General features: G+C 40.9%; 11 protein-coding genes and 1 riboswitch. Of the genes, 1 reads left to right on the top strand and 10 read right to left on the bottom strand.

The genetic code is table 11. The features are described from left to right. Positions 1 to 7: 7 nt before the first annotated feature. The gene (locus CTY48_RS13245) at positions 8 to 2,239 is read right to left on the bottom strand and encodes a glycosyl hydrolase (RefSeq protein ID WP_180272730.1); all 2,232 of its coding nucleotides are present in this window, start codon (positions 2,237 to 2,239) and stop codon (positions 8 to 10) included. Between the two features lie 362 nt (positions 2,240 to 2,601). Here CTY48_RS13245 and CTY48_RS13250 point away from each other — a divergent pair, with 362 nt between their 5' ends. Further along, a complete protein-coding gene (locus tag CTY48_RS13250) occupies positions 2,602 to 3,015 on the top strand; it encodes a DUF3788 domain-containing protein (protein WP_099468956.1) in 414 nt (137 codons plus the stop codon). Between the two features lie 37 nt (positions 3,016 to 3,052). Here the strand turns inward: CTY48_RS13250 and CTY48_RS20010 are convergent, their stop codons facing one another. The 9 genes from CTY48_RS20010 to CTY48_RS13295 all read right to left on the bottom strand — a co-directional run bounded on the left by CTY48_RS20010 (position 3,053) and on the right by CTY48_RS13295 (position 12,981). Beyond that, entirely contained in the window at positions 3,053 to 4,429 is a 1,377-nt protein-coding gene (locus CTY48_RS20010; protein ID WP_099468957.1) for a redoxin domain-containing protein, read from the bottom strand. Between the two features lie 248 nt (positions 4,430 to 4,677). Continuing rightward, positions 4,678 to 4,989: a thioredoxin gene (trxA, locus tag CTY48_RS13260; RefSeq protein WP_099468958.1), complete on the bottom strand. Its 312-nt coding sequence runs from the start codon at positions 4,987 to 4,989 to the stop codon at positions 4,678 to 4,680. Positions 4,990 to 5,122: 133 nt separating this feature from the next. After that, entirely contained in the window at positions 5,123 to 5,671 is a 549-nt protein-coding gene (locus tag CTY48_RS13265; RefSeq protein ID WP_099468959.1) for a folate family ECF transporter S component, read from the bottom strand. Positions 5,672 to 5,757: 86 nt separating this feature from the next. Beyond that, positions 5,758 to 5,856: riboswitch (THF riboswitch) on the bottom strand. Positions 5,857 to 5,935: 79 nt separating this feature from the next. After that, positions 5,936 to 7,060, bottom strand: a complete 1,125-nt coding sequence (locus CTY48_RS13270) for a diguanylate cyclase (protein WP_099468960.1) — start codon at positions 7,058 to 7,060, stop codon at positions 5,936 to 5,938. 155 nt (positions 7,061 to 7,215) lie between these two features. Then, positions 7,216 to 7,539, bottom strand: coding sequence for a rhodanese-like domain-containing protein (locus CTY48_RS13275; RefSeq protein WP_099468961.1), 324 nt, complete (start codon positions 7,537 to 7,539; stop codon positions 7,216 to 7,218). 129 nt (positions 7,540 to 7,668) lie between these two features. Further along, the gene (locus CTY48_RS13280; RefSeq protein ID WP_099468962.1) at positions 7,669 to 9,867 is read right to left on the bottom strand and encodes a transglycosylase domain-containing protein; all 2,199 of its coding nucleotides are present in this window, start codon (positions 9,865 to 9,867) and stop codon (positions 7,669 to 7,671) included. A gap of 51 nt (positions 9,868 to 9,918) precedes the next feature. Then, entirely contained in the window at positions 9,919 to 11,055 is a 1,137-nt protein-coding gene (locus tag CTY48_RS13285; RefSeq protein WP_236354927.1) for a tocopherol cyclase family protein, read from the bottom strand. A gap of 77 nt (positions 11,056 to 11,132) precedes the next feature. Next, positions 11,133 to 12,110 carry a tRNA dihydrouridine synthase gene (locus tag CTY48_RS13290; RefSeq protein WP_099468964.1) on the bottom strand — a complete coding sequence of 326 codons (978 nt, stop codon included), beginning with the start codon at positions 12,108 to 12,110 and terminating at the stop codon, positions 11,133 to 11,135. A 355-nt stretch (positions 12,111 to 12,465) separates the two neighbouring features. Further along, positions 12,466 to 12,981, bottom strand: coding sequence for a C-GCAxxG-C-C family protein (locus CTY48_RS13295; RefSeq protein ID WP_099468965.1), 516 nt, complete (start codon positions 12,979 to 12,981; stop codon positions 12,466 to 12,468). Positions 12,982 to 13,148 lie beyond the last annotated feature (167 nt).

Below are 13,148 nucleotides of genomic sequence, written 5' to 3' on the forward strand. Positions count from 1 at the left end.
TCTTCTATCAGTCACTTACCACTATCATTCCATAATTACAAGGTAAATCAAGCTCAATCACATATCCATCCGCCTCTTTGCTTACCACCTTTGCTGTCTGAATCTCTCCCGTAAAAGTATTCCAAATCTCCGGCACGCTTTTTGCCGTTTCCACCTTCACTTCTATCTGATCCGGCTTATCACTGTAATTCATAAATAGTGTATGGCGCTTCCCTTCCTTCAAATACCGATTAAACAGTACACCGGAAAGGTCCTCGCCTCCGTGAAGATATGGATCAATCAAGTAATCTTCATAAGCAGGATGATTATTAATTGTTCCCTTCGTTCCTTTTGTGATGGCAATCGGATGCGGAATCTGCTCATTCAGCACATCGCAGATTTTCTCCTTCTCCTGTGCCGGGATTACCTTCAGACAGCCAAGCTTCTCTATTCTCTCAAAGATTTGTCGCAGTTCTTCATCTTCGTCTTTTTTCATCGCATATACCGGAGTGGTATCAACCGCTACAATTTTGCCGCCCGCCAGCGCATACGCTTCACATAGCTTCGCCATTTCCAGCGGCAGCACCTCGCACATCGGAAGCAACAGCGCAGAAAACGTCTGTCCGTTTAATTTATTGACAATCTTTGAATTTCTTATCTCAAAATTTTCCACTGCATCCTTGTGTATCAGGTCAAAATCCATATTTTCAGAGGACAGCCTATTCAACAATAGCTGCATTTCCCTATCTATATATTTTGCCTGCTCATCCTTTAAGAAAGCACCGTGGAAAAAGGCATGTGTGTAATGCTGATTTGGCAGATAATGCAGCCAAAAACTCTCCATCGGATGATACACGAGAATATCCGCCTCGTTAATGCCGTCTGTCAGCGCATAGTTTAAGCGCCTTATCATATCATTTCCTTCGGACATCTGATTCCACCCTTGCCACTGGAAAAACTGTGAAGGCGGCCAGTCATTTTTTCGATTTCCCCGGTCGGAATAGAAAAATCCGTGATTGATAATGGTATGCATGCCTTGCTGGAACATCCATGTCACAATGCGGCTGTACTCCTCAAAAGTCATATCCCAGCCACAGCCCGCAAACACCTCCACCGCCGTCCTCGTCTTTCCGTAAGAATGTGCACCGCAGGAAGTAAATTTAATATTCAAACTTCCGATACCTTTTCCTAAATGGTCGGCACCGCATATATCCTGATGCCGGTTCTGGCGCATGTAATCACCGCTGTATCTGGCATGCCCAAACAGCGTCTCCTCGCCCAAGAGATGGGCAAACAATTTCAGATTATGCTCTTTGCACCACGCTTGAATCTCTCCAAAATAATTTTTCTGAAACAGTGACGCCAGAACGTCAAAATAATCACAGCGCACGCGTCCGGCTTCTTCTCCCGGAATAATGAGCTGATAGATATTTTTTCGAATATCATATCCCTTCTGTGCCCAAAACTCATCTGAAAAGCTTCGGCTCCACGCAATCGGGTTGCACATTCTCGTCTCATCATTGAATACAGTGGTAATTGCCCCTCCGAAATCATCCTTAAAATACTTATAATATTCATCGTAGGTCGATTTCAAAAACTGTTTTGTGGCTTCCTTATCGAGATAGTTTACCTGTTCATTTCCGCCTGTTTCGTAAGAATCCGTGTGAACCTTTGTGATATAGGCAACTGCATCCTTCTCAGACTGAAATTCAAGCTCCGGCCCGAACATATCATAGATGAAATAGTTTGAAAGCTCATATGGAGCATTTGTTTCCTTCTCAACAATTGTGATGTTATATGCCAGCTTTGTTTTATCCGTTTCTTCTTTGACTTCAAAAAGCCCTGTGCCCTCAAACTTCCTTACCTGACTGCGAAATACTTGGTTTTTTGGTATTTCTACCGCCTCAATCGTCACATACTGCTCACGGTTCCTTTCATCCAGCGTTATTGTCTGATTGCAGGTCCCCGCAGGCCAGTCAATCTCATCGTAGAGCCACATTTTCTCGCCATGCTCCTTTTTATAGTCCAGCACAGTTTTGATATTGTCAAACCACTCCTCATCCAAATATCCGCCAATATAGCCCTCTCCGCCATTTGTACGTGCATGCGGGTTTGTGCATTTCACACCGATATCCGTCTGTAATTTTAACTGTCTTTGCAGCTCCTCTTTCTCCAGTTTATCATTCCAGAACCAGAGAGGTGTCTCCGCCTCATCCAGTGAGCGTTCTTGTTTTGGATTTTTCCAGATTTCTTTTTCCATTTCGTACCCTCCCATAACTTGATAACTTAATTTTAACACATGCATAGTGTATTTTTGTTTGATAATATGGTGTATTTTTGTTTGATTCTAGAATTAAGTTATCAAAAGTACAAAAAGGGGTATTCTCTAAAAGATAAATAAATTTTATTTTTGGGAAAATAAGTATCAGTCAGGATTACCTAAGTGAAAGCAACGCTGATTGTCCATATCGATTAGAAATAGGAAAACCCTGCTGCATCTGCTATAATACAATCAACACCTGTACATAATCGGGAAAGTCTGCTTCACAGGAAACGTAAAGAGTGGATTGACAATCTATTCCTTCCCGTCTGGAAAACAAATAATATATGGAGGACAGAAAAATGCTGGAAAAGATACCAAATGAAACTGAAATGATAACATTAGTTAGTCAGCCCCTATATGATGTATGGACAACTCTATGCGCCATGATTGATGAGCGATATGACATGGAGCATCTTTGGAACAAAGGCGGTAAGTCATGGACGTATGAATATAAATACCGCAGAGGCGGCAAAACATTATGCACACTATATGCAAAGGAAAATTGTATCGGACTACTGATTATTTTTGGAAAAGAGGAACGGGCAAAATTTGAGGCAGACAGAGTGAATTATTCCAAAAGCCTGCAAAGGGTTTATGACGAAGCCCACACCTACCACGACGGAAAATGGGTAATGTTTGAGCCTGTCGATACTTCCCTGTTTGACGATTTTATCAGGTTGCTGCAAATCAAAAGAAAGCCTAACAAAAAATAAGAAAGCGTGAGCTCTGCTCACGCTTTCTTATCTTCTATCACTCCGTAGAATCCAACACCTGATTAATCACACTGATCATAATATCCTTCGTCATCATCCCCGGTACATAGCCTGCCACATTTCCTTCCTTGTCAATCATGAAAGTAGTAGGGAATGCCGAGATATAGTATGATTGGAACAGTTCACCTGTCTCATCAAATACCGTTGGGAACGTATAGCCGTTCTCCTCCAAAAAGGCAGTGATTTCTTCCTTGCTCTCGTCCTGATTATTCGGATACTCCTCCGTCTTTGGATTGGTCACGCCAAGGAAAACCACATCCTCCTCATTTAGATTGTACTCCTGATACAGCTCCTCAATATGCGGCATCTCCTTCTGGCACGGCGGACACCATGTTGCCCAGAAGTTTAAGAACACCACCTTGCCCTTGTAATCGGACAGTGTATGTACCGTTCCATACTGATCTGTCAGGGTAAAATCAATAGCAGGAAGCGTCTTGCTCTCTGCAGAGGTATCTGTCTCGTCTGTACTATTCGCATCGGCAGAATTCGTCTCATCTGCAGCATCTTGATTTGCTGCACCCGATTTATCCGTACCCTCTTGCCCAGAGGCTTCTTCCTCACCTGTGTTAACTGCGTTTTCGCTGCTCTTTTCACTCTCCGTGGTGCTTTCCTGCGTTATACTGATGGAATTTAAGTAGCTGGAAATTCCGTTCATCCATCCGGTGAAGGTCATAATTCCCATAATAACCAAAATAACACCTGCTGCTTTAATCGTATATTTCAGCAGCTTCTGCTTTTCTTTTAAAAAGCTGAGTGCCTGAGTCGTAAACAGTCCCAAAACTAAAAACGGAATCAAAAATCCCAAGGCATATACAAATACAAGCAGATTTCCTGCCAAGTTTGTGCTTGCAGAGGAAGCCAAAATAAGAACGGAGGACAATGCCGGTCCGATACAAGGTGTCCATGCAAAGCTGAACGTAAAGCCCATCACCAGGGCAAGAAAAGGATTCATCGGCTTTTCTCCAAAATTAAACCGAAACTTTCTCTCCTTCTGCAAAAAGGAAAAATCAAAAATTCCAAGCTGAAAAAGTCCCAAGAAAACAATAATGATACCGCCGATTCTGGTAAACAGAAGCTTATGACCGCTAAAGAAGCTGCCAAGTGCCGTAAAGGACATTCCCAATATAAAAAAGGCAAAGGAAATCCCTAAAACAAAAAATAAGGTATGAATAAACACCTGTTTCCTCGCATAGGTGACATTCCCGTTCTCATCTGTTTTCTTGGCGCTTCCAGCCAGTATACTCATATAAACAGGGATAAGGGGAATCACGCAGGGAGAAAAAAAGGATAAGATTCCTTCAAAAAAAACAAGAATAAAGCTGATACTATTTGACGCTACAATATTTCCAAGCATTCCAATCTCCTTCCATTGCTAGACTATTACTACCATTATACTAATTTTACGCATTTTATCTGTGACTTTATCACAGATAAAAATGTGCCTTGGCACATTTTGGCGCCGAATGCAGTCACACAGTGGCATCTTCCTCTTGCATTTGTGTGCATAATATTTTTTATATCATAGGAAATTCTTTTGAATCTCTTATAATAAAAAAAATGCTCCTCCACAAAGGAGAAGCATTCCGATACATGTATTTTGACTTACTGAAGCATGTCCAAAATAGCCTGCTTAGACTGAACACCTACTACGCTCTTTTCCACTTTTCCGCCTTTGATTACAAGTAAAGTCGGAATACTCATTACGTTGTATTTCTGTGCCAAATCCTGCTCTTCATCTACGTTTATCTTGCCAACCTTAGCGTTTGCTCCAACTTCCTCTGCAACTTCATCTACAACCGGTCCTACCATTCTGCATGGTCCGCACCAAGCTGCCCAGAAATCCAATAATACAGGTTTGTCAGACTGCATAACTTCTGCTTCAAAATTGTCTTTTGTTATTTTTAATACGCTCATATTTTATTCTCCTTCGTTCTTCTTAATTTTTAATTACAGTTTTACTTTTCTATACTCTGATTATACACAATTTAATTTTTTATTTCTGTGATTAAGTCACATAAAATTAAATTGTATCATATTTAATACGATATTACTTCATATTAGGCTTAATAAGCTTGACTACATACGTCAGTATAATAAATAAAATAATAGTATCTACCGGCCACATAATCAGGTTCTTAAGAATACGTGCCGGAAGAAGGATCATAAATCCTTTTCCGTACAACATCGAAAGCCACAGGGTGTTTAAGCCGCAATCAATTACAACCTTTTCCACTAATCCCGCAAAGGCAATTCTGGAAAGCTTCACCGGCTTTTTATAGAGAATAATACCGTAGAGAGCTCCTCTTAAAATAGCACTTAACGTAAAGCCCACAAAAAACGGACCGGTCGGCTTTATGATATAATTTAATATATCAAGCATCCCCCCGAAAATGCCCCCGACAACAGGACCAAACATCAATTCCACCGCTCTGTTAGGTATTCCCGAAAATCCAATTTTTATGTACGGTCCGATTGTAATCGTCGTCACATAACCGAGAATAATTGCCAGTGCCGCCATCAGGCCGCAAAATACCACGTTTCTTGTCTCCTTGAATTCATACAAGGATGATTTACTTAGCTGTAATAGCTTGTTCATAATTTTACCTCCTTTGGTGCAGTAATTTCCTAATACTACATAAAAAAGGTACGAACAAACCACGTTATTCACTAACCTCACTATGTAGCAGCGGGATGCGAACTCTGTACCGCAAGCTTTCGCTTTTCGTCCAAATGACAACTCCCTGTTCATATGGCACTTAACGCACAAAATCCTACTCTGCTTTGTTTGAATAGTTACACTTTAATTTCACTATCATTCTATCTAATCTTTGCGAAAATAGCAAGAAAAACCTTTCTTTTGTCATTCTTTGTTTTCATACACTGTAATTTTGTCCTTTACAATCTTTGATTGATACAGAGCCTCATCCGTCTGAACGATCAGCACTGAAGGTGCAATATCCTTCGTCTGCTTTGCTATTCCGATACTCAGTGTAAGCGGCACCCTGTCTCTCCCCTCAAATTGCAGCTCCTCATAGCTCTTTTGTATCTGCTTACATATTTCGACAACACCCTCAACCGTATGATTTCGAAATACAACTCCAAACTCATCACCGCCATATCGAAACGGGATCGCATCTTCACAGTTTTTCTTTAGAATTCTGCCTATCTCAATCAGACAATAATCTCCCATAACATGCCCCAGCGTGTCATTTAAAAGTTTAAAATTATCAAGATCAATCATCGCAAAAATATTGTCGACTTTCATCTTGTCATCTTCCATATCTTTTATCGTATTTTTGAAAGCAACCCTGTTGTAAACTCCGGTCAGTCCGTCAATCTGCAAGCGCTGTTCCAGCTCATAGCGTTCCATTTCCTTTATTTTGCTCGCTGCATTTTTTTCTTTTTCAAACTGCACTATAAGAGCACAGATAACAGACACTACAACTAAGACAATCAATGACGTAATAAAATTTCCCAGTTGAATTCCATTTGACAAAATACTTACCTTATCCTCATCCCATTTTATAAATAGCTCTGCAATCAAAAACATAATAAGGCTAAAAATAGAAGTATTTACGGTCAGATAACCGTTTGCGTATATAACCGTGAGCAAAATAGGTAAGAAAAATACAAAGTACAGAGAGGTAAAGATACCGTGCGCTACAAACACAACAAAAGCTATCCCCACATACACCAAGGATAGAGTATAAATTTTCTTATATTGAGACACTTTTTCTGATGTCAGCACTTTATAAACAATTCTTACCATAATCAAATTGAGGCCCGACGGAATTATAAGGTATTTAATCCAAAACACCAGCATTGTCGTACTGATTTCTTTTGTATAGTACATCAGGAAGCCCAAGGCAATCTCCGTAAAAAACGTCAGAATTACCGTTCCTACTATCGCTTTAAAATGAAGCCACATCCATTTTCTATCTATTTTTTCATATTCCCTTTTTACTGTTTTATAAAACTCTTCCATCCTTTTGCTCCTTTTACATTACGTCATCCCTATCTAAGCTTACCTATTTCGCTAAAAGTGATTCTTATTATACATAAGATGGCAAAAGTTGTAAATCCAAAAGCATAAAAAATCTGACAGAAACAGCCTTCCTTTCTGTCAGATTTTTCTCTTCTCTATTTTCTTTTTGTTCCTACATAAGAGCCCATTCCGCCTCCCACATTAATTACTTCATAGCCCTGCTTTTTCAGCTGACGGCATGCATTGCTGCTTCTTCCGCCCGATTGGCACATAATATAATAGGTCTTGTCCTTAATTAAGTATTTCTCCGGCGCGGCAAGCAGCTTTCCCATCGGGATATTCTTTGCCGTCCGAAGCGTACCGCTCTTGTATTCATAAGGCTCACGGATATCAATCAACTCCACCTTGCCAAGCAGATCGTCCATATCATTTACATGAATCGCCTGACTGTCGTTCATCTTTAAAAAATCAAATAACATTTTAATTCCTCCATTCGTATATTTTTGTTTCGTTTACGCATCAATCTATTATGCGTGTATTATAACAAACGGAGAAAATTTTATTTGTGACTTTATCACATATCAGTTTCAAGCACCTTTGACATACCTTTAATTCGTAACCGCACTGTAAGCCTCGTTTACCTTCTGTGCCATTTCATCCCGCAATACTTCACTTGTAATTTGATTTACCTTTATCATTGCGTTATCATACATGGAGTTAGCGTAAGCCGGCCAGTTCGGATCCTCTTTGTTGATGGCATTCATATTGTTGATGATTTCCTGCACAGAGTTTGCCACCGCTAAATCGTTGTCTGTTGCTCCATCATAATTTGACATCTCTTCTTCACTCGGAACAAAGGTACCTTCAAAACTCTTTGCCGGCAAATCTGCAATAAACTCCTTCATCGCCTGATTCCAAATTTTTAGCGGATAGGAGGAGCCATATAAGCTGTTCATCGCCTGCGGATTATCATAGCCTACCCATACCGAAATCGTATAATATGGTGTTACACCGCTAAACCAGCCATCCTTGTTGTCATTTGTCGTACCCGTCTTTCCTGCTGCCTCTATATTACCGGACCAGCCTGATGATTTCGCCGTTCCTCTCGTCAGAACCCCCTTCAAAACATCAATCATGCCGACAGCAGCATTTTCCTCATATACCCGCTTCGTCACTGTGTTGTCCTCATATATCTCATTTCCATCCTTGTCAATAATGGATAGGATACAGGTCGGCTCTGTGTATTCCCCTTGGTTTACCAGTGCACTGTAAGCACTTGCCATCTCAACCGTAGATACACCGTAAGTTAAACCTCCTAGTGCAGCAGATTCGTAAAAATCGTTGGGAACTATTTTTGCAAAATTCATATTCTGTAAATAAGTCAATGCCTTCTTCGGCGTAATTTCAAGCATAAGTCCCCAGGCTGCACCGTTTTTGGACTGCTCCACTGCCTCTCTAAATACAATCGGACTTCCCGTGACGGTTCCCGATGCCTTCCATGTGTCAATGCTAATATCGGTAATCGTACTGTCAGGGTTATAACCCATTTCCAGTGCCGGTGTATAGACAATAAGCGGTTTAATTGAACTTCCCGGTTGGCGGTAGCTTTGGTAGGCACGGTTTAAATAGGTCGCCACATCCTGTGAACGCCCTCCGATAATCGCCACTACCTTGTGCGTATCGTTGTCAATCGCAGTTGCGCTGCTTTGAAGTGCATAGATTCCGTTATCGCCTGTCTCCTCGCTAAAGCTCAATTCAGAATCAATAGCATTCTGCAAAGCCGCCTGTTTTTCGGAATTCAAGGATGTATAAATCTTATATCCATTCTTATACCAGTCACTTCTGGCTGTCTCATAGCTCTCATTATATTCATCTAAATATGTCTCATAGGCATCCATCGTGTCGAATGCATATTGGAATTCAAATCCGTTTTTCGCCATAAAATAGCGCGTCACGGCATCAATTGCATAACTCGCCGCATAATCATTCGTCTCGATGTTTTGTCCGCTCGTATCAAGCACAATCTCTTCTGCGACTGCCTCCTCGCACTCTGCTTGTGTGATATAATCCATCTCCTCCATGTCTTCGAGGATTTTATCCCGTCTTGTCAATGCATTCTCAGGATTTTTAACCGGATCATAGTAGCTTGGAGAGTTCGGAATGGCACAAAGATAGGCAATCTGGCTCACCGTCAGCTCAGAAGCTGATTTGTTAAAATAGCCCTTTGCCGCCGCTTCAATTCCGTAATAACCGTTTGAATAGTAAATATTATTTACATAAAATTCCATAATCTGCTTTTTGCTGTATTCTTTATTCAATTCCAATGCATAGCAGATTTCTTTTATCTTTCGCTCTACCGTAACTTCACTCGAGATATAAACCTGACGTACCAACTGCTGTGTAATTGTGCTGGCACCATGTTTTTCTTCTCCTCCGGTTCTGACATAGTTATAGAGCACACGAACAATACCTTTCAAATCCACACCGATATTCGTCCAGAAGGTTCTGTCCTCAATCGCAATAAACGCTTCCACTGCTTCAGTCGGTATTTCATCGTAGCTTAAGTAATTCGTATCTTTCTCATTTTTAATTTTTTTGATGACATTGCCCTCGTCATCATAAATATATCCGGTGAGAGAAGAATAAAATGCCTCATCTCCCATTGCTTCTATATTTTCCTTCGCTTCTGCCGTGTACTTTTCGTATTTAGGAAAAAGAGCGATAAACGGCACCAATACACCGATAAAAATTAATACCGTACCGATAAAAAAGCCCCTTTTAAAAGCCCGCATGTATGTTTTCTTCATTTCTTATACCCTTTCATTAAAACTATAAATTTAAAGCTGTTTTCAACTTTTTCAATTATTATATTCACCATATTCACAGCCGGTATTTCGAAACTCAATCTCATCAACCAATACTTTGAAATCCTTTACCTTCTTATAAAGCTTCATCTTTCCAACACCGGTTCCGCCGTTCCACAGTTTGTTGTGGAGCTTCTTCCCGTTTGGCGCTTCATAGTTAATCCAAAGCATCTCATCCCTCTTGCATTTCAGAGTCAAATACAAAATCGAATCCTTATTCCTCGCAACGAGCTTCCACTTATTGTAAATTTCGCCTTCTTCAAATTTAAAATCAACACTGGCACCGGTCCAAAACTTGGAAAAGTTGTATTCATACATCTTTCCCTCGTAATACAGCCCGCCAAGGAGCTTTCTCTCCAAACTAATTCCAAAGGCCTTCGGTCTTCCTCCGCCAAACTCTACAGCCGAATTTGTAAGCTCTCTTCCCGTAATCAGGCTTTTCATATTGCAGCTGCTAATCCAAAGCCATGGCGACGTAAAGTCCTTGCCCCAGTTTTTATCCGCATATCCATAGGATTTTTCTGCAATCACATCATAGATATCTCCATCTGCCTCCACAGTTCCGCTGTACTCCGTTTTAATGCCCTCCGCATGCCAAAACATCTCAAAGGCATTCAGCTTTCGCAGGAGCTTTGATGCACCGTATCCTACATTATATGTTATTTTTTTGTCAATCTTTAAATCCCATTTCATATTGCCGGCATCGCACATGTACTCCGGATGTTTCTTTTCATCCTCCTCGCTCACCTCGCAATAGCCCTCCATATGCGTTTCCGTCAGCGTGCATTCTCCGATTTGAATATCTAACTTATTTTCCACATAGGTAAAATCGGTTATCGGATAAAAATTGTGTATCTGCTTTGCGTCTTTTCCCCAGCTTCCCACCTTAACAAGCGCATAGGATGGTTTTCTGCCATGTTCCCGGCTGTCCGGGTGCTGACCCAAAACAGGATAGTTCTCTCCGAGTGCAGGATTGCAAATAAAATATTCAATAAAAAAAGCTTTTGCCTCGCCGGTTTTCCTGCTGCAGCCGGTAAAACTATGCCACCACCAGTCATATCCTTCTTTGCTCAATCGCCCCTGTAACATATAACTGTTACGGCTTTTATCACTAACATTCATTTCACTCATCCTTTCTACTCTTCCGCCTTCGGCTTCCTAGCATATTCGCTGAAATACTGTTTTGTGGCTTATCACTCTTTATTCCTCTATCGCAACTCCAATTCTTCAAATATACGATTGACAACCGCCTCATATTCATATGCTTTCTGAGATTTTTTTATCTTCTTTATGTACTTCTCATGATTCGAGAACATATGGATAAAATAATGCCAAAACTCCTTCATCTTGAATAGGACATTGGTATCCCCCGAAAGGATTTCCTTATAATCCGCATATATCGTATCATGAAATTCCCTTAGCCGTCTCCTGTCTACCCGCTCTCCTTTTCCAAAACAGTCAGTTACATCCTGCCCTTTCGGGTTCGACATAATATCCTGAATCAGCATCGGATTGAACAATAATCCTCTTCCAAGCATGACAGCCTCTACCTTCGGAAACCTATCCGCCAACTCCCAATATGCCGCAGCCGTATGGATATCTCCGTTGTAGCAAATCGGATTTTTGCTTAAGTTAAGTGCCTCCGAAAAAATATCAAGATTCGGTTTATTATTATAAAAATCACTCTGTACCCGCGGATGAATAATCAACTCTTTCAGCGGATATTTATTATATATTTCTATCAATTCGTAAAATTCTTCCGGCTCATCCTTGCCGATTCTTGTCTTAATGGAAATGTCTGTCACCCTGTTTTCAAATATTTCCTCCAAAAATGCATCAAGCTCTTTTGGCATTGCCAGAAAACCAGAGCCTCTGCCCTTTGCAACCACCGTTTTGGACGGACACCCCAAATTCAGATTAACTTCCTCGTAACCTAATTCCTTCAACATTCCCGCCGTGTGAGTAAACTCCCTCGCACGGTTTGTCATAATCTGAGGAACAAGATAAATCTCCTTGTTATGCTCCGGCAAAACATCGACCAGCTCACGGCTCTTAAAGCTGTCACTCATCGTTGCATTGATAAACGGCGAAAAATACTTATCGATTTTTCCTCCAAAAAAGGTATGATATGCGTTTCTGTAAATATATCGTGTTAAGCCCTCCATCGGGGCAAAGTAAAACTTCATGTTTTGAATTTCTCCTGTCTCTTGTCAAAAACAAAAATACTTCTATATCGGGTAAAACCAAATACTCGCTTTGCTCGTGCTTGGTTTTCTTCCGATATACGCTGTCAGAAGCTAAAACGCTTCTGACATCACTCGAAAGCTCCGCTTCCTCGTTAACATATCGGGTAAAACCAAATACTCACTTCGTTCGTGCTTGGTTTTCTTCCGATATACGCTGTCAGAAGCTAAAACGCTTCTGACATCACTCGGAAACTCCGTTTCCTCGTTAACATATCGGGTAAAACCAAATACTCACTTCGTTCGTGCTTGGTTTTCTTCCGATATGTTACATTATATCACTTTGGGGGGCGCAAGGCTAGGAAAAAGTATGTGCCTGCATGTATTCCTCCAGTATTTGGGCGGCTATTTCTACGAGTTCTGCGCATGGTCTTTTCTTGTAGTACTCGGCAGTTCGAAGCTCTGGCTGCGGACTGTCCTTTTTCTTATCAAGTCCCAGTAATTCCCTGCAAACAATCGAGCCGTTCTTCTCTTCAAACTTCTTTGCCAGATATTGAATCCGCTTATAATGCTCTGTCTTGGCGTTGTGGTCCTTTGGGTCAGTATAGCCATACAGCATTCCGGCTGCCATAAACATTCCGGATACGGCGCCGCACACCTCACGAAGCCTCCCCATACCCCCGCCAAATGAGGAGGCAAGCTTCAATGCCAAATCGGGCTCGATACCATATTCTTCACCAAATGCCAAAAAAACGGACTGAGAACAATTATAGCCCTCCTCAAAGTACTGTCTTGCTATTTTTCCGTGTTTTCTCTCTCTTGCTTCTTCCACCGTCTTTGCCTCACTCTCTTTCTTATAGGATTTACTCCTCATTATACTTCATTTGAAGCTCATGTCAATTAATCTACGATTTTTTAAAAATAACTTAAAAGAAATTTAAAAAATAAAAATTTTTAAATTTGTGGTTGACAAATTTCATTCGAGTGTATATTATAGGGTATAGCAAAGACGCTTGGAAAAATCCACGCGTCTTTTTTTTC

The organism is Konateibacter massiliensis, from assembly GCF_900184995.1.
Taxonomy (GTDB): Bacteria; Bacillota; Clostridia; order Lachnospirales; family Lachnospiraceae; genus Lachnotalea; species Lachnotalea massiliensis.

Coding starts and splice junctions, on each gene's coding strand:
- CTY48_RS13295 (WP_099468965.1), bottom strand. CDS start 12,981: ATGAGGAGTAAATCCTATAAGAAAGAGAGTGAGGCAAAGACGGTGGAA.
- CTY48_RS13290 (WP_099468964.1), bottom strand. CDS start 12,110: ATGAAGTTTTACTTTGCCCCGATGGAGGGCTTAACACGATATATTTAC.
- CTY48_RS13265 (WP_099468959.1), bottom strand. CDS start 5,671: ATGAACAAGCTATTACAGCTAAGTAAATCATCCTTGTATGAATTCAAG.
- CTY48_RS13275 (WP_099468961.1), bottom strand. CDS start 7,539: ATGTTATTTGATTTTTTAAAGATGAACGACAGTCAGGCGATTCATGTA.
- CTY48_RS13245 (WP_180272730.1), bottom strand. CDS start 2,239: ATGGAAAAAGAAATCTGGAAAAATCCAAAACAAGAACGCTCACTGGAT.
- CTY48_RS20010 (WP_099468957.1), bottom strand. CDS start 4,429: ATGCTTGGAAATATTGTAGCGTCAAATAGTATCAGCTTTATTCTTGTT.
- CTY48_RS13270 (WP_099468960.1), bottom strand. CDS start 7,060: ATGGAAGAGTTTTATAAAACAGTAAAAAGGGAATATGAAAAAATAGAT.
- CTY48_RS13250 (WP_099468956.1), top strand. CDS start 2,602: ATGCTGGAAAAGATACCAAATGAAACTGAAATGATAACATTAGTTAGT.
- trxA (WP_099468958.1), bottom strand. CDS start 4,989: ATGAGCGTATTAAAAATAACAAAAGACAATTTTGAAGCAGAAGTTATG.
- CTY48_RS13280 (WP_099468962.1), bottom strand. CDS start 9,867: ATGAAGAAAACATACATGCGGGCTTTTAAAAGGGGCTTTTTTATCGGT.
- CTY48_RS13285 (WP_236354927.1), bottom strand. CDS start 11,055: ATGAGTGAAATGAATGTTAGTGATAAAAGCCGTAACAGTTATATGTTA.